Below are 20944 nucleotides of genomic sequence, written 5' to 3' on the forward strand. Positions count from 1 at the left end.
CAAACTAAGCTCTTCTAATCGCGACCACTCCTGGCCTAGGAATATCTCCCTTCGTTTTTCTAGGCCAGCGACTTGTAGGAACATCGTAATCCCTTGTATCTTCTCCTGGATGTTGCACAGATAAGAATAAAAACTCTTCGTCGGGTGTAAACCATGGACCTGTTAGTTCCGCACCGATTGGAGCGGAAGCAAATTGGAAAGCTTTTCCCGCATCTTCTCCGCTTGTAGGAATAAAGAACATTCCGTTATTCCCGAATTTTTTGAAGATGGATTTACCGAGTAAACGTGTAGTCATATCGCTCACCATCCAAAGATTTCCGGAAGAATCAAAAGCCAAATTATCGGGAGAAGAAAATCCACTCTTCCCTCCCCCAGCAACAAACACTTCGAATTCGAAACGAACGGATTCAGCATCCGAATTTTCTTCTTTGATACGAACTATCTGTCCGTAAAAATTTCCATGAGAATCGTTATTGGTAAATGATACAAAAACAGATTTATCTAATGGATGGACTTCCAAGTCTTCCGGTCTATCCATCGGGGTTCCACCTGCGGCTTTTGCAGCATCTCTACATGATACTAACACATCTGCTTGCGTCTTAAATTTAGGATTTCCTTCTTTATCTTTTGCATTTTTAAGATTCGGATTTTTTTCCAGATCTAACGGAACCCATACACATTTTTCGAAATTACCTACGTATAAAGTCCCTTGTTCCAAAAGTTCGGAGTTTAATTTTCCCTTTTTAGGATCGTAATTTTTTTCAGAGATAAACTTATATACACATTGGTCCTTAGAGTCATCTCCCATATACACGACTAACTTTCCGGAAGGAGAAACAGTTAATGCGGCGTTCTCGTGTGAAAACCTCCCAAGTGCAGTATGTTTTACCGGTGTGGAAGAAGGATCAAAAGGATCTATTTCTATGATCCAACCGTATTCCTTTGAATCTTCCAGCTTACAATCTTCTACCACCATTTCATAATTCTCTTCGCAAGAAAGAACCGTATTCCATAATGTTTGTCCACCCGAACAATTTGCGAATGTCCCATATACTTTTGTTTTACCTGAGATCGTTTCAGAACCTGCCACAGGTCCTTTCAGTTGGAATTCCGACCTTCCATTTATCCTTCTTCCGTATTTAGATTCAGGATCTAATACCCAGGCCCCCTTGGATTTACGCAGTCCGATCACTGAACCGCCTAATGAGTACAGATATTTTTCGATCTGTTCCGGCGTTCTATTATTCGGACCTTTTTGGTTATAATCATAACCGGTTACATAATATTCTAATTCGTTTAAGTATTCGTGATTGGTCCAAAGAAGTGCCGAGTTTGGATCATTCGGAAATTGAAAGAAGCAGTTAAAATCAGCAGCATAACCGAAAGTGTCCCCCCTAGAATTGATCTTATCTCCATAAACTGCGATCAGATCGTACGTAAAACCGGCCGCTAAAATTAGATCGTCCTGAGTGTTAGGCTTTAGAGGTTTAAAATTACTTCCCGGAATTTTGGAAGAAATATCCTTTTTTGTTTTGGGAGAAGAAGTATGTGTGGACTGTACTTTTTTAGAAGGCTCTTTTGTAGATTCCGAAAGTAGATCCAAAGTCCGGACTGCAGTCAAAGCAAGCATTCCTTTTCCCATGTATTTTAAAAAGTCCGATCTAGATACCTTCATATCCTAAAAATAATGCACCTGACTCTTTGGACCATTCGTTTTTTCTTCCTACAGAAAAAGGAAACTTGGTTGTAATAATCCCTATCGAAAAAGATGATAAAGCTTCAGAATGAAAACGAACTCTACCCCATTCTATAAAATCCTTTTTATCATGGGCTGGATCTCTCTTGCGTTCTTTCTTCCTCTTTCCGTCGCAGTTTATTGGGAAAACAAAAGTTTAGAATCGATCTATAAAAACTTATCTCTTCCGGGAAACAAAGAGTTCGGTGTTCTGGTAGAAAATACAAAGCTCAATAAGTTAGGCAGAACCGTAAATGTGTACACCTATTTGGTGCCCGACGAACAAGGCAAAAAACACGAGGTCACTGAAGAAGTAGATCAAACCACCAATAGAAGAATGAGAGTGGGAGATACGGTTCAGGTCCGCACCTTAGTTTGGAATAGTTTCGGAAAAACAAAGATCCTAGGAAGGATTGTGGGAAATACTGCCCCACCTCCAGGTTTCGGCTTTATGCAGGACTTTTTATTATTTGGGATCTTGTTCTCTTTCGGACTGGTTTTAGTCAGTCTTTACTTCAGAACGTTTAAGGCTGAGGTAGAGTAGTATTATAATTACTATCTCTTTTAAAGATCAATTGAACTTGAAACGGAGTTTGAATATATCTGGAAGGGTTCATTTCATAAGAAATAAAACAATAATATTTGTTATACACGATCACATACATATACTCTTTAAAACGTATATGGCCCATTTGTTTGCGTATACCCCGCATCCAAATAGAATCCTCGAACACCCTTTCGTAACGCACCGAACTCGAATTGACCTTTTTCAATTCTTCCGGACTCATTTTTTCCGGATCGACCTTTTTTAATTCGAATTTTAGAGAACGGATCAAATTATATTCTAATTTCTCTTTTTCTATAATATCCGTATTTGGAAGAGTTTTGAAATAATATTCAAAGTACTCCTTGTCCAACGACTTTAAGTCACTATGGACTTCTCCTTCGGTTTCGACAGGTTTCCCTTTCCCCGTATCTTGCGAATATAGGGCCCCAAAAGGTAATAAAACAGAAATGATCAAAATTAGGAAAATCGGTGTCCGCATACCGGTACCAATAAAAATATCGGTACGATCTCCGATTTCCCTCCTTTTTTTTCGGAATTAATCCGAGGAAAGATCTTCCAGCAGATCCCTTTGGCGGCGGATCAGATCACTCAATTCATCCTCTCCAACTAGCTTTGCGCCTAACAATGCAAGATCGTACACAGAACGGGCTAATTTTTCCGCCTTCTCCGGATGTACACCTTTAGAAAGACCAAGTATGTTTTTGACCAATTTAGATTGGCGGTTCAGAAGAAGAGTATGATTCTTTAGGAAATCCCCGGGCTTCTGCCCATACATCTGACCCATCTCCGCTAAACGTCTTAGGTGTTCCGGCAATAAAATCACGGAAGGAATATCTTCAGACTTCAAAGCCTCCGTTTTGATCTCTACACCTTCTCTTGCAATAGCCTTAGTAAAAATTTCCTTAAGTCTATCTTCAGTAGTTTTGTTATCTTGGTCTGCAAGATCAGGACTTGCATCCTTATCCAAAACTTGGTCCGCCAGTTCAGAATCCACTCTTTGAAATTTCCAATCTGGATTTTTACCTTCTAAAAACTGTAGGAAATGATTGTCTATACGGGAATCTACAAGTAAAGCTTCCAGTCCTTGGGATTTAAGAAGGTCCATATACACGGAAGAAAGTTCAGCTTCTCCCGCATAATATACTTTGCCCGAGTTCTTTTCTTTATTTCTTTCTACATATTCTTCCAGTTTCGTTAAATCACCGTTAGATGATCGGAAGAATATCAGATCTTTTGCGGACTCATAAAATTTCTCATCCGTCATCATTCCGTATTTTACGAATAGGGAAATTTCATCCCAGTTCTTGCGGAATTCTTCCGGGTTTTTGGTCCATTCTTCTTGTAATTTGTCTGAAACTTTTTTGACGATATGAGAAGAGATCTTTTTTACCAAAGGATCATTTTGTAGGTAAGATCTGGAGACATTCAAAGGAAGATCCGGAATGTCCAGAGTTCCTTGAAGAACGGTTAAAAATTGAGGCACTAACTCTTTTGCTTCATCCGATACAAATACATGATTACAATAGAGTTTGATCCCCATCCGATTTGCATCTAACTCATGTTTAAGTCTTGGGAAATACAGAATTCCCTGCAGCCTAAAAGGATAATCCACATTTAAGTGAACATGAAACAGAGGTTCTCCTGCAAAAGGAAATAGATACTGATAGAACTCATCATACTGTTCTTTTTTAACGGAAGAAGGTTGTTCGCTCCATAATGGAGTCTGCTTATTCGCCTTCTCTTCTTTTACATAGATCGGGACAGGAAGAAAGTCGCAGTATTTACGAACTAACTCTTTCAGTTTCCAAGAATCTAGATATTCTCCCGAGTCTCCGTCCAGATATAAACTGATCTTGGTCCCTCTTTCGGATCTATCCCCTTGTTTTAGGGAAAACTCGGTACCTGATTCACTTTCCCAAACTACGGGAACACTTCCTTTCTTGTACGACTTGGTTTCTATTTTTACCTTGGAAGAAACCATAAAGCTGGAATAGAACCCTAAACCGAAATGGCCTATGATCTCAGGCTTGTCCCCTTCTGATTGGTATTTTTTTACGAATTCTTCGGCACCGGAAAATGCGATCTGGTTGATATAACGGTTCACTTCTTCGTCGGTCATGCCGATCCCGTTATCTTGAATTGTTAAGGTCCTGGCCTCTTGGTCGAAGTCCAAATCGATCCTATAGTCAGTCCCTCCTTCGAATTCCTCGTTCAAGGAGATTTTTCTAAGTTTAGCAATCGCATCACACGCGTTGGAAACCAACTCTCTTAAGAATATATCTTTTTCAGAATATAACCATTTTTTAATGATAGGGAAAATATTCTCCGTTTCTACGGAAATCCTACCTTTTACTTCTTCGCTCATTCGGATCCCTCCTCTTTCAATTTATCAGACAACCAATTTGAGATCCTAATCAGAGTTGTTTTGGAAGAAGGTCCCAAACTTTTATAGGTTTCAGTCAATGGGGCCGTGTCGGACTTCCAACCTGCGAGAAGACTTGCTTCTTCTTCAGGCAATCCCTTGGTCATCACGGAATGTTTCAAAACAAAACCTCTTTTGGAACCTATCCAGAGGTCAAGTCGTTTCAATATTGCTTCAGCTTGATACTTCTTACGCAGTGTCAGAACACAAAACGTGCCTACTCCCACAAATACGAAGGAAAGAAGAACGGACACTAATAAAAAAGATCCTCCCTTATTTCCCGTATTTTCATTGGTAATCTCCTGTTTCGGTCTAGGAGGCCCGATCTCCAAACCAGGAAAACGAAGAGAAACCGATTCGTATCTTCCGGAACTAGGATTGAAAAAAGTAAATTTCAGATCCTCCGGTTTCCAAACACCTTCTTTTTTAGGAAGAACAGAATAATGGTAAGAATGATTTAGATAAAATCCGAATTCTCCCGGACCAAGCTCTCTGAAATCTCTTTGTTGTCTTGTTTGCAAGTAAGTGATCTCAGGATAACAAGGAGAATCGCATACACTCAATAAAGGATCTTTAATAGAAGATAAATTTCCATTCCCTGAAATAGTTAACTTAAACTGAAAAGGTTCCCCTAAAAATGCCGCCTTAGGATATTCTTCTAAACCTATTTTAAAATTACCGATCGCTCCTTTAAATTCAGAGGGAGAAGGAGAAGGTAGATCCTTTACGAAAATTTTACTCGGGACAGTCTTAATACTTCTCATATGAAAGAATGACTGTTGCCTTCCTTCCAAATGAAATACAGTAGAGCCTAAGGAATATTCCCCTTTCCTCAATGGTGTCAGAATAAAGGTTTCCTTATTATAAACCGCAGTCTCAAATTCTAATCCTTCGTAAATTACCTGTTCCGGGATTAAAAGATTGATTCCGGAAAGAGCCTCACTCCTGAAATAAGGAAATTCGATGGAGCTGGAAAAATCCCGGTCTATATAAGGACGTATCGCGTTTCTGTAATATAAGGTGAAAAATCCTAAAATAGGCTCCCCTACCCAAACTTGGTCCTTGTTTGTTCTGAATAATACTTTCAAGTCTCCGTCTTCAGGACCTTCCGTTTCTTCGCTGAAAAAGTAACGATTGGAAAAAAATCCGGAAGATTTATTGGCCGTGGAACTTCTGGGAGAAATTTCCAAGGCCATCATCCCTGATTCCACTTTTTGCCCGTCTACTTCTATTTCTATTTCAGGAACAGAAAAGCGCCCAGGCGCAGAGACCGTTAGTCTATACTTAATTAGTTTTTTGCGATATACTTTGAAGTTTACTATGCTGGTATTTTCTTCAGTTCCCCAATAGACTGCTTTTATCCCTTGGCCATTAAATTCCTTTTCTATTAAACGGACCTGGGCACCACCTTCTGTTTCTAAAATGATAAATACTGCATCTCCCAGATCTGCCCTAGTTTGGCTGAGATAAAATTTGGACCCTTGTGCGAATAATGGAAAAGCTCCCAATAATAAAAGAAGAAGGAAACGTTTCACCAGAACACCTCTTTATTCCTAGAACCTGGACTTCTTCTTTTTACCGAATCCAAATCCATGGACTCCATGATCCGATCCAATTCATCTTCCATCTTTGATTTGTTTTTATCTTTCTGGTCCTTTCCTGTCCCTGACTTGGATTGTTTATCCGATTTTTCCTTTCCCTTGGGACCTTGTTTAGATGCGGAAGACTTATCTTCTTTTTCCTCAGATGCACTTTCTTTGTTTTCGGAACCTTCTTTTCCTTCCGGGGGAGGGAGTTTGCGTAACCACTCTAAGTTCTTTTTGGCGGATTCTAAATTAGGATTTTCTTTTAAGGATCGAAGATAATGTTCCGCCGCTTTTTTACGATCTCCCAACTTTAAATAAGAATTTCCTAAATTAAAATGAGATTGTGCTCTTAAAGTCGAATCTTTTGAATCCGCCGACTTTTCGAAATGACGTATTGCCTTATCTAAATTTCCGGACCTGTATTCACAATCTCCTCGATTAAATTCCAATCTAGGATCTTCCGGAAAATATGGATCCGCTTCTTTATATCTTTCTAAAGAATTTTTATAATCACCTTGTTCGTAGGAATTTTTGCCTTCCTTGATCCGATTTCCGCCTGGATCCAATTCAAAAGAGTAAACATCTCTTCCCCAAAGTGAAAACAGAATCAATAAAGCAGGAGCGACTTTTTTGGAAATTCTGATCAAAAATTTTCCCCAGAACTCTAATACAAAAAAATCGAATAATAAAAGTAGAAGCGCAGGTATTAAAAACTTTTTAGCACCTTCTGCCCTTCTCAAATTACGAATTCTTTGCCCTGTATTTTTTTCCATGGAACCGATCCACGATTTTATATCAGAGATCTCAGGACTTTCAGAATCCAAGGACAAAAATCTGCCTTCATTTGCAGAAGCTAATTCTTTTAAAAACCCGGGATTGGATTTAGAGATAATAACACCCGGTGAATTTTCATAAGGAGCCAAGGATCCGTCTTTTGTTAAGAAACCATATACGCGAGATCCGTCTTCAGAATATCCGATAGGTCCTCCGGTTGGAGTTCCAACGGACCAAACCCAAACCTCCGCGGGAAATTTCACAATTCCCGGAGAATCCATATCTTCCCCATCAGAGATCAAGACCAAAATACGATTTCTTAAAACCTGATTGGAATTCAAAACTTCTTCCGCTTTTCTAAACGCGGACTTCAGATCTGTCCCTCTGTCTCCAACTATATCCACATCCAAACCTCTTACATACTCCGAAAATGCACGAGCATCGGAAGTCATAGGACAATATACAAATGGAGAAGCAGCAAAAACGATCATACCGAATCTGTTCCCGTTCAACTGAGGAAGAAGTCTCAAAATTGTTTCCTTCGCTCTAATAATCCTAGAAGGACGAGTATCCACAGACTGCATAGAGAGACTTACATCCACCAAAAATAGAAAGTCCACACCTTTGGAGACTTCCTCTTCCTTAGACTTGGTTGATTCAGTTCTTTGATAAGCAAAATAAGAGAGATAAAATACGGAAGCGAGTAACAAGATTCTTGTAAGTACTATATAAAAAGCAGGAACCTTTGATTCTCTCGGCAAGCCAGGATAGGTTTTTTTCCAGCGGTTCCAATAAAAATAAAATACAAGCTTAAATAAAGAATAAGCAAAGAAGATCAGTCCAAGCGAGATCCAGAAAGATTCTAAAAAAGTTTCGCTCATACGTAATACCGAAACACCCAAGATCGAACAAGTAGATCCAAACCCAATAACGCAAGCGCGTAAGTTAGAAAAATTAAGGACTCCGATTCTCTAACTTCTTCCGGAGGGAGGATCAAAAGATCTTTTTCCAAAGAGTCAATGGAAGCTAGAACTTCTCTTAACTCGCTGATATCTTCCGCCCTATAAAATACTCCTCCTGTTCTCTTAGAAAGTATATCCAAAATTTCAAAATTTACTTCGTAAGATTGGTCTTCCTTTCCTATACCGATGGAATAAATTTTAACTCCTACACCTTTTGCGATCTCGGTCGCCGTTACTGGATCTATACGTCCGGTATTAGAGGCACCATCCGTTATAAGTACGATCACTTTAGATTTTGCAGGCGACCTACGCAATCTATAACAAGAGAGGATAAGCGCATCGCCTATAGCAGTTCCTTGTTCAGGGACTGTTTCTTCTTCTGCTTGGCTTAATATTTCTTCTAATACTTCTCTGTCGCTTGTCAAAGGAGATTGTAGATAAGCTCCTCCTGCAAATACCACTAAACCCAAGCGATCGTTTTCTCTTTTTCTAATAAACTCTTTGAGTAATTTTTTGGAAACTCCAAGACGAGTCTCTGGCAAAAAGTCCCTACTCTTGGACATGGAACCGGAGACATCTAATGCCAAAATGATATCCACTCCCTTGGTCTCATCCGGAAGGAATCTATATCTTTTTCCGGGACCTGCGGCCGCGATCACGAACAATGTCAATACAATTGGCCGGATTAATGGTGTCACAGAAGACAGAAATCGTTTTAAGGAGAACGTTGCAGATTGAACCTTCCCAGGAATCCTAAGTTCTATACCTAAGGCCGCTTCTTTTTTCCAATATGAATAGAAAGTCCAAACCCAGATCGGAATAATTAGAAAAAGATAATATGGAGATTCCCATTCCGTCATTTGGAAAGCGCCTCCTTCCAATAATCCCATGCCTTCAATGCTTCACCAGAAGAGATCTCGACTTCTTCTCCGGAATATTGCGCCTTACGGAAAGTATTCTCCCAGTTTTGAACTTCCTCTTCTTCCAATCCGAACGAATCATAAATACGTTGGAATAATTCCGCCTCAGTTAAATGTGCGAATGGAGCATTCATCTTTTTGGACATATTCTCTCGGATATATCCGGAAAGAACCCTATAAAAGACTCTGGCGAATACCGGAGGAGAATTGATGATCTCGTCCAATTTACTTTCGTATATTAGGATTTTCTGAACCCATGGATCAGCTTCTACGAGTGCGTCCATAGTCCTTTTAGATGCGGTTTGGTTCAGATACCATGCGTAAAAAATTCCCAAACCTAATGCGGCTAAACCGGCGAGGATTGCCGCTAATTTCCAGCCGTATTTCCCCGAAAATTCAAGAGGTGGCAATATCTCCTCGGGAGTTTTGTCCTTCTCCCCTAAAGAAGAACGAACAGTCAGAACAACTTCGGAACGGAATTCTTTTCCGTTCCTATCCTTCCAAATAATGGGAAGAGAAAATTTTCCGGAAGTATAATATGCAACACTCAATTTGATCTTTGTATCCGAAACCTCGGACGAGATCACTTCGAATAAAGGAAGATCCGGAGAATCCGGATCAGGATACATTCCTTTAGAAGGTATTTCCGGTTCCTGGACTTCTCCCTGTTGGAACTCCAACAGATATTCTGCCTGTTCTCCGATCCCTACTTCCTTAGGTTCCCAATCTTCTTTCCAGGCAAAGGAAGGAACTGCGAAGAGTAGCAGAGATAAGTAAAATGAATAGTAGAAAAACTGAATACGATCCAAAGATCTTAGACGGTTACTCCCCGCCTTCATGACATACTCCTCCAGTATTCAAGAAGTTTGTTCGGATCCGTATCTTTTCCTTCTAGTTCCAAACACCTGGACTTAAATAAGAATTCCAGATTTTTCTTAATACTTCCACCTACGGGAGTAGGGGTCGCGTCTGTTTCAGGGTCTTTTAATAAGAAAAATTGGAAAAATCCTCTAGGAGCATTTTCTTCCAAACGATCTTTAAATCGTATCGCATGCAAAGTATGGAATTTTCTGAGACCTGTGAGTTTTTTTAAAGAAGGGAGCCCGTGAAAATCGGAAAGTATATAAGAATCTGTGTATCTTCTGATCCTATTCTTTAGGAGTATAAATGGAAGTTTAGGATCCGTTTTCAGTTTTCGATGAGGATAAGATCGGACTTTTTCTAATGCGGAAAGAGCCTCTTCAGTGTTTCGGATATAACCAGTTTCCCATTCCAATCGATCAGAATATAGTAAGATCTTAGCTAAATTTCCTTTTCGTACATAAAGTAAAACTAATAGAGCTAAAACCTGGAAAGCATTCTCCGACTTAGTCCATTCTGAACTACTCCAATCCATTGACTCGGAAACATCTAAGAAAAAAACTCCGAGTCTTTCTTTCTCTTCGTAGAATTCTCTTACATGCAACTCTCCGAATCTAGAGGTTACATTCCAATCGATGAGCCTTGTGTCGTCGCCAACAGCATACGGGCGAACATCCTTGAAGTCCACTCCCCTACCCTTTCTGGAGCTTGAGGCAGTACCTTGTCTATTCCGAAGAGAAAATCCTCTCTCCTTAAAATCCAAAAGTTGGATCAGGTTTTGGTATTCTTTACGGAACATTTTAGTCGATTAGATCAGAGCACCTGGGTCGCGTCCGAAACGATCCGGACCACTGACTCAATCCCTACGTCCTCAGAAATTGCTTCGAATGTAAGTAAAATTCTATGGCGAAGTATCTCAGGAAGAACTGCCTTCACATCTTCCGGAGCAACATAATCTCTTCCTTCCCATAAAGCTTTCGCTTTGGATGCTTTCAGTAAACTCAAACTCGCTCTAGGAGAAGCACCATGTTTTACATAAGGTAGAAGATCCGGCACAGTCTTTTCTTCCGGACGAGTATTTCGCACTAAACGAACTATATAACTTTTTAATTTAGGTTCCACATGGACCCTATCTACAAGTGAAGAGATCTTTAACACGTCTTTAGCAGTTGCAGTTTTTTTAATACGTTTCGGACCGGCTGCAAGTTTACCATGTTGCTCAAGGATCGCAAGCTCCTCATCCATATCAGGATAATCCACAAGAACCTTCATAAAAAAACGGTCCATCTGTGCTTCCGGCAACGGATAAGTCCCGTCTTGGTCTATCGGGTTCTCAGTAGCCAGCACCAAAAAAGGTCTCTCTAAAGGAAAAGTGTTCTCTCCTATGGTGACTGTTCTTTCTTCCATACATTCCAAAAGAGCCGATTGCACTTTTGCCGGAGCCCTATTGATCTCGTCCGCAAGTAATACTCCAGTAAAGATTGGCCCCTTACGTGTGGTGAATTCTCCATTTTTAGGATTGAACACGACTGTTCCGATCAAGTCTGCAGGAAGAAGGTCTGGCGTGAATTGTACTCTTTTAAAATCCAAATCTAATGCAGAAGATAAGGATTTGGCCAAAAGTGTTTTTGCTAGTCCAGGCATTCCTTCCAATAAAACGTGACCTTGACAGGCCAAAGAAATAAGCAGATTTTTAACTACTGCTTCTTGGCCGGTAATCTCTCCGGTCAATTCCTGGCGAATCCTGTCTAATGTATCTTTTGCAAAATGGATATCTGATTCAGATAAAGGGGTGTTCTCACGATCTTTGGCGATGGATTCCATAATATTTCCTATTAACGTTCCGCAATCCAGCGGCCGGAACTATTTGTGCCTTGGTATGCCCCTTGGATTTTTTTACCGTCCAAGTCTCCACTATACGTTTGAGTAAAAGGAACATTACTTCCTATCTCTGAACATCTTGCTCCTGCACAAGATCTTACAAATCGAATCGACTTACCTGCGACCCGGATACCGGTCAGGATCTCATTTGATCCTTTCCCCCAATTCGTAAAACGTAAAGTAGCTCCAATTCCTCCGGTCTTTCGAGGAAAGATACTCAATACACCCTTATGAGTCCCGATCTGTATTTTATAAGTCCCTACGAAGGATTTTTCAGAGTCACTCAAAGGTACCTGGTTTGGATTTAAACTTTGGGGATCTTCCAGAAATTCTATCTTTTCCACTGTTTCCAGAGGGATCGAAAAATCGGGGTCTTGCAATATTACATTTTTAGAATTTAATGAAACTAAGGTCCCTTCTGTGAAGGAGCCGCTATAAGTTACCTTTGCCTGACGGTTTACAGAACTACATCCTCGAAGAAAATATCCTAATAGGAAGAATAGAGGAGCAGCGACCAGTATTCCTAGGCTGATTTTTTTTAGATCGTTATTTGTGATAATTTTTTCCAAGGCGAGGATTCCCTTTTTCCGTTCTGGATCCATGTTGGAATTCCAACACAGTTCGGAGAAGAATTTTCTAGTGAGAAAAGCCTTTCTAAATATTGCAAGCTCGGAGTTCATTCCCCCCGAGCTTTTATACTTAAGAAACCGAGTTACTTAAAGCTAAAGATCACTTACAGCCTTGTAACTCTCCCATTTTAGGATTTTCTCTACCGTTCACGTAATATTTTTTACCCTGAGCAGTAGTCCAACAATCGTTTTTTTGGTTTGTCCCAGGCATAATCGGACCTTGTCCGATCTTTGCTCCGGACTCGTCATACTCGACCGCAGTACCGTTTGCAGCGATCTCAAAGGACTTCTTGCCATTTTTATAATATGCAAACGGGAAATCAGGCTTGTATTTTGCCTTTAGCTCGTCCGTTTTTTCATCCATAAGAAGAAGATCGAAAAGAAGTTTTCCTTTTCCGAGTATCGTTCCGTCCTTATCATATACTTCTGCGGAACTCATCATCATTTCATTCATCATGGTTCCTTTATACGCAGGATTCCCAGTACTCCAATAGAAGGTCCAATCTCCCTTACGGGTATGATCTCTCTGTCCTTCTGCAAATACTTTTCCGTTTTTGTAATATTCTTTCCAAGCTCCTATTCGAAGGGATTTTCTATCTGCACCGGTACCTTTTGGAGCGTAGTTACCTTCGGACTGAGGAGTTCCAGTATCGTAATAGTTTTTCCAATAACCCGTTTTTAGATCATCCGAATTGTTTCCTTCGGAAGAGACAGTGTTCCCGTCCTTATGATAATTCGTTTCTTTACCGCTTTTTTTACCGTCTTTGAATTCGATTACGGATTTTTTAGCTCCGTCTTCGTTATAGAAGTCTTTCCAGGTCCCTACTTTTTTATCGTCTGCGTAAGTTCCTTCGTCGCTTAAGATCCCTTTATCAGTTTTAGACCAGTATGGTCCATTCTTCTTGTCAGCTTTATAAATTGTGCTTTCAAGTTGGGTTCCGTCTTTAGCGAGCTTTTTCTCTTCGCCTTCTTTTACTCCGGCAACATAAGGAGTTTCTCTTAAAGTTTCTCCTGTTTCGTATAATGTTTTCCAGATACCTTCTCTTTTATCGTCTTTGTAATCACCTACGCGGGTCAGTACAGAGAATTTATTTTTTTGAAGATCTTCCTTTTCTACGTATTCTTTCCAGGAGCCGTTACGTTTTAGTTTTTTGATCTGATCAGGAGTTAATGCGCTCGCTTGGTCCGGAGTACAAGGTTTACCGGAACAGTCCAGATTGACCGGACCTTCTGCCTTTATATTGAATGTTTCTTTGAATTTTTCTATTCTGATATTCGGCTCTAAAATTTGGAACTCGACATTTTTGCCCTTGTTCTCAACGACACTCGCAGAAGAACAACCGATCAAAAGAGAAATTGAAACCGCTGTAGATATAATTTTTTTCATGGGTTCGCCTTTTGGGGAAAATCTAACGAAGCAAAATTAAGGCAGACAATTCTTCTCGTCAACCTCCTTTCCCCGGCGAAATATATAGAAAGAAGAGGATTACTCTCCAGGATATCTCATTCTTAAGAAGCGTAAGAATGGACGATAACAGTCCACCGCCATATGACCGCTGTCCGCAAAGGTATTACAGTCGTAGTCGGATACTTCGGCCATATCTATGATAGGAATTCCGAACTTTTGGTTGATAGGACGGATCCGTTCCCACCATGGAGCCGGGATATTCAGTTCTTTTAGAAGATTTTCCAATGGGAGAGAAACTTCAGGACGGACCACTAAGGTAGGAACTCCCTCGACTTTCACTTTATCTAGGATCTTTTCGTAAAAGGAGAATTGCATCTCGGAAGGAGAATATTTAGGATAGATCCAACCGATTGTGCGAACAGAGCTCGCTTCTAATTTGCCGAAATCTTTCTCCATAAAACCACCAGCGGGAGAGATCGCATTTCCTTTATCTCTATGTAAAGAATCAACAGTCAGCTTTTTAATTAGATCTGCTTTCTCAAATTTTTTACTGGCTAGGTGAGCATAAACGTTAGTGAGATAAGGTTTGTTCTTACTAACTCCGAAAAAATAATTCCCAAGATAATAGTTCACATTCTCCTTACCTAGATCCCAGGCATTGGAAAGAACAAATCTAAGATCGAAACTATTCGCTAAATTCGATTTTTTGAATGTAGTACTATTCGCATTAAATTGAAAAGGATCCGCTTCCAATACTAGAAAGTCTGGTTTTACACCTGCTTCAAATAACCTTTCCAAAAAATATAGATAATACGCGGGAGTAGTTACTGCAGAAGAAAGATTATACACTTCCCAGTCAGGATAGAAGTCCAGGATCTCTTCATTTTTGAAGTATAACATTCTGGAAGAGCCCATAAGAAGTACTAACTTTTTGTCGGACTTCTTCTCTGCGTTCTTGCCGAACTTTGAGATCATCTCTTTTAGAAGATCTTGTTTAACGTCATAATAGATATAGGTTAATTCTACTTTTACGTAGTCTCTGACCTTATCCAAAAAGAAAATTTTATCTAGAGCGAATATGAATATAAAAAGAAGTACGGGATAAAAGAGAAAAGGATGGGTGAAAAAATTAATTTTTTCTTTCGATTGGAGTTCGTTCTCTGACACGAACTCAAGACTCCCCGGCTGACCGGGGATGTCAATAGATTATATCAAGCAGTTGCGAGAGTTTCGGTAGCTCTGCGGCGTTTTTGAAGGTCTGCCAACCATTCTTCGGTTGTTTTGCAATATCCTACCAAACGTTTTACATGTATACGACGCTCAGGATCCAAGATCTCTCTGGCTTCACGAACGATCTCTTCTACTATTTTGATATGAAAGGAAAAGTGGCTGGTGAATAAGTTAAAGTATTCTTTTTCTGTTGCGAGCCAATCTTTGGATTGGATCTCATTTAAAAAGTTTTCCATCTTAGAGATATCTGAATCGAATTCGGACTCGTATGGAGAGTTTAAGATCGAAATCGTATCTGTGATATCCGTAAGACTTTGAAAATAAGGATCTAGTTCTGGTAAGTTCACTGTATACCGCCTTGAAAAGCAGCTCGCAGCCTTGGCCTCTTATGGAGAAAAGACCGCGAACACCCTATAATTGGGGCCCTAATGTCATATTTTTTTAAGGACCCGAGAGTTCAAGCGGAAAGTAAAAACATAATCCCACACTAAAGAGATATTTTAGTTCTTCCTGAGGTATTGGAGTAAATGCATACTTTCTTCGTCCCAGCCTTCGGAAGCAGCTTCTATCCAATAATCGAATTTTTCTCCCAACGGATATCCTGAGTTGGTGAGTTTCAGAACAGTAGAATCATCACCATCTTTTTCGAACTCTAGTTTGAGCTCTATATCACCTGCCGGATGATCTTGCCATTGGAGTATTAACTCTTGGAAAGGAACGATCTTTTTATAAATACCTGTAGAAGTAAGTTCTCCTTCCGGGCCTAAATTCCAAGTCCAAGAGAAAGTACCGCCAAGTTTAGGACGTCCTGTTACCTTATCCGCCAACCAATGGATTAACTCCTCGTTAACAGTAACAGCACTCCAAACTTTTTCCAAAGGAAAATCATATTTAAATTCTTTAATGATGCTTCTAGTTTCCATATAGATCTAAGTCCTTTAATGAAAGTCCTTATAAAGTTTTTTGTATAATACCTTTTCTAAAAAGGAAGGAGAAATATTCCTCATCCATTTCATAAAGAACCCACTTTTATCCATCACAACAAGTCTTGAGTTTGGATCTTCAATAGAAAGGATCATCTTCTCTGCAACTTCTTCTGGAGTTTTACTTTTGCCGGAATAATGAGATTCTCCCAATATCTGGCCGTCTCCGTCTATACCATTTGCTCTTAATTTTGTTTTGGTATAAGGAGGACAGAATATGATAAATCTAAGACCTTCTTCGGAGAGTTCGATACGCGCAGATTCCATAACAGCGTGTAACGCAGATTTGGAAGAAGAGTAAGCACTCCTTGCAGGAACTCCATATAAACCGCTGACTGTAGATGTTACCATGACCGCTCCCTTATTCTTTTTCAGAAAAGGAAGAAGCCTCATTGTAAGAAAAACAGGACCGAAAAAGTTCACGTCAAACGCCTTTCGGAATGCCTCTATCTGAGTTTGATCGAATCTAGAATGAGCGGTTATGCCTGCGTTATTAAAAAGAACATCGACGCCATCAGCAAGTTTCGCCAATTTAGAGACTGCTTTGTTGATCTCTTTTTCCGAAGAAAGATCCGCTTGGATATGGAAAATTTCCGCAGCACGTTTTTCTTTTTTCTTAGAAATTTTACGAACAAGCTCCGGCTCTGATCTGGAAAGATTGATAATCTTGCAAGGGATCCGGGATAAACTTTCTAATAAAGCTTCCCCTATTCCGGAAGAGCCTCCGGTAATTACGATTGTTTTGCCTTTCCAAAGATCAGTCCGCATCGAGCTTATTCTTTTATTATGTACGACCTATTCAAGGATTATTTTCGACTTTAATTCGGCGTAGAAGACCCGACTGAGTTGGATTCAATCTCGTCTTGGATCAATCTTGCTTCTGCACGAAATGTAATATAAGACCAAACCCAAGTAATGAAGATGGAGATCTTATTTTTAAATCCGACCTGATAGAAAATATGGATGAATAACCAAACAAACCATCCGAAAAATCCTCTCAACCTAAAATTCCCAACCTGGGCAACTGCGTCTTGTCTTCCGATAGTCGCCATACTTCCCTTGTCCAAATAATGGAAAGGTTTTCTTTTTTTAGATTTCAGATCTCCCCTAATAAGAGAAGCAACATATCTTCCCTGCTGCATCGCAACCGGAGAAACACCAGGCAAAGGTTTCTCTAAACCTTTGGAATAATTAGCAATATCACCTATTACAAAAACTTCGGGATGGCCTTCTACGTTACAGAACTCGTCCACCATTACTCTTCCCATTCTATCCGTAGGAGCTCCTAAAGATGCTCCAATAGAATTTGCCTGAACTCCTGCAGCCCAGATCACTGTAGAAGAAGGAATTGTTCTACCTTCTATCTTGACTCCGTTCTGATCTATCTCCAAAACTTTGGTTCCTGTTAGAACCTCTACCCCCCTCTTTTCTAAACGCATCTTTGCAAATTCACTTAACTTAGGAGCGAATGCAGCAAGAAGTCTTGGAGAAGCTTCGATCAAAGTGATTTTTGCCAAAGCGGGATCAATTGTATGGAATTCATTTCTAACGATCTCATGAGAAAGTTCCGCGATAGAACCCGCAAGTTCCACGCCCGTGGGACCTCCACCGATAATTACATAATTTAAATGTTTTTTAGCTACCTCGGGATCCCCCGCAAGTTCTGCCTGCTCAAAAGAAGTTAAAATTTTTGTCCTAATAGAAAGAGCATCTTTCAGTGATTTCAAACCGATCGAATATTTTTTCCAATGGTCATTCCCGAAATAGCCGGATTTAGCTCCCGCAGCCAATATTAGATAATCATAATCTTCTGAATGTCCTTGGAAAAAGACTTTTTTTGCTTGGATATCTACCTTCTCCACTTCTCCCAAATAAACTGTAACGTTTTTTTTGTCCCCGATAAGAGATCTGGTAGGAATTGCTATATCCGCAGGGCTCAATACTGCAGTGGCCACTTGGTATAATAAAGGTTGGAACAAATGATGATTCTTTTTATCGATTGCGATGATTTCTAAATCTTCTTCTTTGGATAATTTTTTGATCGCCTGCAATCCGCCGAAACCTACTCCGATTACTACTACTTTCTTTTTTTCACCCTTAGGCATTCTTTACTCCATTTTTACTCAAAACGTATTCCAGAAATCCTTCCGAAGCTTCGGAAACGATCTGGTGGACTTCTTCGAAGTCCTTTAAAGTTCCATAATATGGATCAGGTACCTCTGAATCTTTTCCTTGGCCCTTTTGGAACTTTCTGAACAAATGAATCTTCTTTCTTTCTTCTTCATTCGAAGCGAGTATTCCCAGATCCTTATTATTGGATCTGTCCATCGCTAAAATAAAATCGTAATATTCAAAATCGGATTTTTTAAATTGTCTCGCCTTATGGGTAAGCTCTATTCCTTTTTTGCGGGCCGTTTGCCTAGTCCTGGGATCGGCAAGTTCTCCAATATGATAACGAGAAGTTCCGCAGGAATCCACTTCGAATAGAGAAGAAAGTCCCCTCTTCTCTAAAAGATCCACGAATGCACCTTCCGCCGCCGGGGATCTGCAGATATTCCCCAAACATACGAAAAGGACCTTGTAGATATTCGAAGGATCTGGAGTTCCTACCATATTCAAAAACCTTTATCTAGGCCCGATCTTCTCCCATAAGAACTCAGGAAGAGATCTCATCAGAACTCCGATCATTGCCCAAGGAAACCATGGTACAGTAGCAGATCGAACTCCTGACTCTATCCTATTGTAAATTTTTTTAGCACCTTTTTCTACGGAAACAAGAAAAGGGCGGGTTTCCAACTTCTGATTGATCGGAGTATCTATAAATCCAGGGTGAATAACGGTAACCTTCACGCCGAATTTTCGAACTTCTCCCCGTAGCGCTTCTAGATAAGTAGAAACAGCTGCCTTAGAAGTAGAATAACTTGCCGAACCAGGAAGGCCCCTAAAAGAAGCAACGGAAGAAATTCCTACGATCTGACCTTTTTTCTGTTCTCTGAAGATGGATTGTAAAGCAGAGATACCGGCCATAAGACCGATCAAATTTGTATCTATCACCTTCTTATCCGCTTCAAAACTTTTTTGACCGAAAGAAGAGTTGGTAGAAATTCCGGCGTTCGCAATGAACAGATCTACCCCGCCAAGTTCCTTAGCTAGTTTAGGAAGGACTTTAAAATTATCCGCTGATTCGGAAACATCCAAGGAGGCTAAAATCACCTTGCCACCTTTATTATATGAGCGGATCTCTTTTGCGATATCCTCTAAAACATTTTTCCTTCTGGAAGTGATAGCCAGATCATGACCTTGCTTTCCGTATAATAAAGCAAGCTCTCTGCCGATACCTGAGCTAGCTCCTGTGATAATAACTTTTTTCTTATGAGGACCTTTGGACATAGATGAAACCGCCAAGTAATTCATTAAATTGGTTTACCCCTAGGGTGGAAAAGAATTATTTTACCAGTATTCCATAACAAACCGGAAAGTTAGGAGTTCCTACCACGGATCTTGGACTATAACCCCGAATCAAAATGCGAAATATACAAGAAGAACTAAAAGAAAAAGACGAGGAAATCCAAAAACTCAAGGAACTACTGGAGCTCTATGAAAGAGTTTCCAAGCTGGGAGAAGTAGAATTACTTACAGCCGAGCAAACCCTTAATGCTCACGAAACCACGGCTAATCTAGCCAGGAACGAACTTATAGAAATGAGGGACAGGTTCAAGGGCCTGGGCCAAATCAATTCAGAAAGAAAAAATGCAATCTTAGAGATAGTTAACGATAAGGAAGCTCCACTTCCCAGCCTCGCAAATAAATTCGAAGAGATGGGGAAGAAGGATGATTATTTCTACTCCGACTTTTTTAGAATTATAGCAAACCTGGATTTACCGGAATCCGAAGCCAGATCCCTTTGGAAAGAGATCTATGCACACGCAGAGGGACTGAGCAAACAATTGGGCAGAAGTATGAACTTCGTAGTAGCCCTTCTAGATTATATTTATTTAAAGAACCGTCTTATCGAAAACCCTAAGATCGTGGACATCTATTCCTTCGAAGAGATTATCCTGAATGCAGTTATAGACGAAGGGACAGGGATCTATAATAGAAGATATTTCAACCTAGTCTTAAACAAAGAGATCACCAGAAGTAAAAGATATAAAAGAAGTTTCTGCCTATTCCTATTCGACCTGGACAATTTTAAGAAAATTAACGATACAAAAGGGCATTCTTTCGGAGACGATATCTTAAAACTGGTAGCTGGAACCTTGATGTATGCCTTCAGAACAGAGGACATCAGCTGCAGGGTCGGAGGAGAAGAATTTGCAGTCATCTTACCGGAAACCAGCAAAGAAAACGCGAAAGTAGCCATCGAAAGATTCAGGACTTATTTAAGGAATTCCTCTAAAAACGATTTCGGCATAGAAGTCACAGTATCCGGAGGAGTGGCAGAATATCCGACGGACGCGGACGAGAGTAATAGATTATACTCGCTCACAGACGCAAAACTTTACGAAGCAAAAGCGGCTGGCAAAGACCGCATTACGTATACCTGATCAGGTATCTTCTATCTGATATTCGATTTCTTTCGTAGTAATTTCGTTCAATTTAGAGATCAAAAGTTCGTTCGTATTCGCCAAACGATCGGCTAAAATTCTCACCATCTTAGCTGCAAACTCAGGATTCGCGATAAGGTATCTTTCCAACTGTTGTTTGGATTCAACCGCTACCATTTCTGTATCCATTACTGCTCTTGCAGTTGCAGTTCTCGGCTTAGCCCTAAACAGAGCCATCTCACCGAAAAAATCTCCCTTTTTCATCAAAGCCAAACGAGTGGCCGAGTTTTTATGAGTAAAAAATATTTCAACAGTCCCAGAGGTGATTATATACATCGAGTTGTTCAACTCGCCTTCTCTGAAAATAATTTGGCCGGCCTGGATATTTATTTTATTCATGAATTCCTAACTTTCGATTTAGACCGAGATATCTAAAAA

21 protein-coding genes and 1 pseudogene are annotated in these 20944 nt (G+C 40.1%); 2 read left to right on the plus strand and 20 right to left on the minus strand.

All coding sequences use genetic code 11. The features are described 5' to 3' along the window. Positions 1 to 4 precede the first annotated feature (4 nt). Complete coding sequence (locus CH377_RS10885) at positions 5 to 1675, minus strand: PhoX family protein (protein ID WP_100723818.1); 1671 nt, start codon at positions 1673 to 1675, stop codon at positions 5 to 7. 109 nt (positions 1676 to 1784) lie between these two features. Between CH377_RS10885 and CH377_RS10890 the strand changes: the two genes are divergently transcribed. After that, entirely contained in the window at positions 1785 to 2279 is a 495-nt protein-coding gene (locus tag CH377_RS10890; protein ID WP_100723819.1) for a hypothetical protein, read from the plus strand. On the opposite strand, the gene CH377_RS10895 is transcribed toward CH377_RS10890, so the two are convergent. The 18 genes and pseudogenes from CH377_RS10895 to CH377_RS10975 form a co-directional block, all read right to left on the minus strand. Then, the gene (locus CH377_RS10895; protein ID WP_100723820.1) at positions 2260 to 2781 is read right to left on the minus strand and encodes a hypothetical protein; all 522 of its coding nucleotides are present in this window, start codon (positions 2779 to 2781) and stop codon (positions 2260 to 2262) included. The genes CH377_RS10890 and CH377_RS10895 overlap by 20 nt on opposite strands. Before the next feature lie 57 nt (positions 2782 to 2838). Next, complete coding sequence (gene htpG / locus CH377_RS10900) at positions 2839 to 4668, minus strand: molecular chaperone HtpG (protein WP_100723821.1); 1830 nt, start codon at positions 4666 to 4668, stop codon at positions 2839 to 2841. Continuing rightward, positions 4665 to 6260, minus strand: coding sequence for a BatD family protein (locus CH377_RS10905; protein ID WP_100723822.1), 1596 nt, complete (start codon positions 6258 to 6260; stop codon positions 4665 to 4667). The genes htpG and CH377_RS10905 overlap by 4 nt, the downstream gene beginning before the upstream one ends. Further along, positions 6257 to 6958, minus strand: a complete 702-nt coding sequence (gene batC / locus CH377_RS19935; protein WP_341865047.1) for a TPR repeat-containing protein BatC — start codon at positions 6956 to 6958, stop codon at positions 6257 to 6259. Before batC ends, CH377_RS10905 begins: the two co-directional genes overlap by 4 nt. Positions 6959 to 6967: 9 nt before the next feature. Then, a pseudogene (batB, locus tag CH377_RS19940) lies at positions 6968 to 7966 on the minus strand (VWA domain-containing protein BatB); the annotation flags it as partial. Next, positions 7963 to 8907: a VWA domain-containing protein BatA gene (gene batA, locus CH377_RS10915; protein ID WP_100723875.1), complete on the minus strand. Its 945-nt coding sequence runs from the start codon at positions 8905 to 8907 to the stop codon at positions 7963 to 7965. The gene batA and the pseudogene batB, both read right to left, overlap by 4 nt. Continuing rightward, positions 8904 to 9806 (minus strand): LB_053 family protein, encoded by a 903-nt coding sequence (locus CH377_RS10920; RefSeq protein ID WP_100723824.1) that lies wholly within the window; start codon positions 9804 to 9806, stop codon positions 8904 to 8906. The genes batA and CH377_RS10920 overlap by 4 nt, the downstream gene beginning before the upstream one ends. Further along, complete coding sequence (locus CH377_RS10925; RefSeq protein WP_100723825.1) at positions 9803 to 10627, minus strand: DUF58 domain-containing protein; 825 nt, start codon at positions 10625 to 10627, stop codon at positions 9803 to 9805. Before CH377_RS10925 ends, CH377_RS10920 begins: the two co-directional genes overlap by 4 nt. Before the next feature lie 14 nt (positions 10628 to 10641). Then, on the minus strand, positions 10642 to 11652 hold the full coding sequence (locus CH377_RS10930) for an AAA family ATPase (protein WP_100723826.1): 1011 nt from the start codon (positions 11650 to 11652) through the stop codon (positions 10642 to 10644). Between the two features lie 11 nt (positions 11653 to 11663). Then, a complete protein-coding gene (locus tag CH377_RS10935; RefSeq protein ID WP_100723876.1) occupies positions 11664 to 12311 on the minus strand; it encodes an LIC20036 family protein in 648 nt (215 codons plus the stop codon). 127 nt (positions 12312 to 12438) lie between these two features. Then, positions 12439 to 13725: an LIC20035 family adhesin gene (locus CH377_RS10940; protein ID WP_100723827.1), complete on the minus strand. Its 1287-nt coding sequence runs from the start codon at positions 13723 to 13725 to the stop codon at positions 12439 to 12441. A gap of 99 nt (positions 13726 to 13824) precedes the next feature. Further along, positions 13825 to 14913 carry a DUF1574 domain-containing protein gene (locus CH377_RS10945; RefSeq protein ID WP_100723828.1) on the minus strand — a complete coding sequence of 363 codons (1089 nt, stop codon included), beginning with the start codon at positions 14911 to 14913 and terminating at the stop codon, positions 13825 to 13827. A 44-nt stretch (positions 14914 to 14957) separates the two neighbouring features. After that, positions 14958 to 15323, minus strand: coding sequence for a PLU-1-like domain protein (locus CH377_RS10950; protein WP_100723829.1), 366 nt, complete (start codon positions 15321 to 15323; stop codon positions 14958 to 14960). Positions 15324 to 15476: 153 nt separating this feature from the next. After that, complete coding sequence (locus tag CH377_RS10955) at positions 15477 to 15899, minus strand: SRPBCC family protein (protein ID WP_100723830.1); 423 nt, start codon at positions 15897 to 15899, stop codon at positions 15477 to 15479. Positions 15900 to 15914: 15 nt separating this feature from the next. Then, on the minus strand, positions 15915 to 16727 hold the full coding sequence (locus CH377_RS10960) for an SDR family oxidoreductase (protein WP_100723831.1): 813 nt from the start codon (positions 16725 to 16727) through the stop codon (positions 15915 to 15917). 50 nt (positions 16728 to 16777) lie between these two features. Next, entirely contained in the window at positions 16778 to 18064 is a 1287-nt protein-coding gene (locus CH377_RS10965) for an NAD(P)/FAD-dependent oxidoreductase (RefSeq protein WP_100723832.1), read from the minus strand. Next, positions 18057 to 18572: a low molecular weight protein-tyrosine-phosphatase gene (locus CH377_RS10970; RefSeq protein ID WP_100723833.1), complete on the minus strand. Its 516-nt coding sequence runs from the start codon at positions 18570 to 18572 to the stop codon at positions 18057 to 18059. Before CH377_RS10970 ends, CH377_RS10965 begins: the two co-directional genes overlap by 8 nt. A gap of 12 nt (positions 18573 to 18584) precedes the next feature. Then, positions 18585 to 19349: an SDR family NAD(P)-dependent oxidoreductase gene (locus CH377_RS10975; RefSeq protein ID WP_165780473.1), complete on the minus strand. Its 765-nt coding sequence runs from the start codon at positions 19347 to 19349 to the stop codon at positions 18585 to 18587. A 134-nt stretch (positions 19350 to 19483) separates the two neighbouring features. Here CH377_RS10975 and CH377_RS10980 point away from each other — a divergent pair, with 134 nt between their 5' ends. Next, positions 19484 to 20506, plus strand: coding sequence for a GGDEF domain-containing protein (locus CH377_RS10980; protein ID WP_100723835.1), 1023 nt, complete (start codon positions 19484 to 19486; stop codon positions 20504 to 20506). Here the strand turns inward: CH377_RS10980 and CH377_RS10985 are convergent, their stop codons facing one another. Further along, positions 20507 to 20905: a Crp/Fnr family transcriptional regulator gene (locus CH377_RS10985; RefSeq protein ID WP_100723836.1), complete on the minus strand. Its 399-nt coding sequence runs from the start codon at positions 20903 to 20905 to the stop codon at positions 20507 to 20509. Positions 20906 to 20944 lie beyond the last annotated feature (39 nt).

It is taken from the genome of Leptospira haakeii (genome assembly GCF_002812045.1).
GTDB classification, from domain to species: Bacteria; Spirochaetota; Leptospiria; order Leptospirales; family Leptospiraceae; genus Leptospira_B; species Leptospira_B haakeii.

What these genes read in the sequence shown, in the direction of transcription:
- CH377_RS10960 (WP_100723831.1), bottom strand. Translation starts at nt 16,727, where the DNA reads ATGCGGACTGATCTTTGGAAAGGCAAAACAATCGTAATTACCGGAGGC.
- CH377_RS10935 (WP_100723876.1), bottom strand. Translation starts at nt 12,311, where the DNA reads ATGGATCCAGAACGGAAAAAGGGAATCCTCGCCTTGGAAAAAATTATC.
- CH377_RS10965 (WP_100723832.1), bottom strand. Translation starts at nt 18,064, where the DNA reads ATGCCTAAGGGTGAAAAAAAGAAAGTAGTAGTAATCGGAGTAGGTTTC.
- CH377_RS10890 (WP_100723819.1), top strand. Translation starts at nt 1,785, where the DNA reads ATGAAAACGAACTCTACCCCATTCTATAAAATCCTTTTTATCATGGGC.
- CH377_RS10940 (WP_100723827.1), bottom strand. Translation starts at nt 13,725, where the DNA reads ATGAAAAAAATTATATCTACAGCGGTTTCAATTTCTCTTTTGATCGGT.
- CH377_RS10920 (WP_100723824.1), bottom strand. Translation starts at nt 9,806, where the DNA reads ATGAAGGCGGGGAGTAACCGTCTAAGATCTTTGGATCGTATTCAGTTT.
- CH377_RS10980 (WP_100723835.1), top strand. Translation starts at nt 19,484, where the DNA reads ATGCGAAATATACAAGAAGAACTAAAAGAAAAAGACGAGGAAATCCAA.
- CH377_RS10925 (WP_100723825.1), bottom strand. Translation starts at nt 10,627, where the DNA reads ATGTTCCGTAAAGAATACCAAAACCTGATCCAACTTTTGGATTTTAAG.
- CH377_RS10955 (WP_100723830.1), bottom strand. Translation starts at nt 15,899, where the DNA reads ATGGAAACTAGAAGCATCATTAAAGAATTTAAATATGATTTTCCTTTG.
- batA (WP_100723875.1), bottom strand. Translation starts at nt 8,907, where the DNA reads ATGACGGAATGGGAATCTCCATATTATCTTTTTCTAATTATTCCGATC.
- CH377_RS10885 (WP_100723818.1), bottom strand. Translation starts at nt 1,675, where the DNA reads ATGAAGGTATCTAGATCGGACTTTTTAAAATACATGGGAAAAGGAATG.
- CH377_RS10975 (WP_165780473.1), bottom strand. Translation starts at nt 19,349, where the DNA reads ATGTCCAAAGGTCCTCATAAGAAAAAAGTTATTATCACAGGAGCTAGC.
- CH377_RS10930 (WP_100723826.1), bottom strand. Translation starts at nt 11,652, where the DNA reads ATGGAATCCATCGCCAAAGATCGTGAGAACACCCCTTTATCTGAATCA.
- CH377_RS10970 (WP_100723833.1), bottom strand. Translation starts at nt 18,572, where the DNA reads ATGGTAGGAACTCCAGATCCTTCGAATATCTACAAGGTCCTTTTCGTA.
- htpG (WP_100723821.1), bottom strand. Translation starts at nt 4,668, where the DNA reads ATGAGCGAAGAAGTAAAAGGTAGGATTTCCGTAGAAACGGAGAATATT.
- CH377_RS10895 (WP_100723820.1), bottom strand. Translation starts at nt 2,781, where the DNA reads ATGCGGACACCGATTTTCCTAATTTTGATCATTTCTGTTTTATTACCT.
- CH377_RS10985 (WP_100723836.1), bottom strand. Translation starts at nt 20,905, where the DNA reads ATGAATAAAATAAATATCCAGGCCGGCCAAATTATTTTCAGAGAAGGC.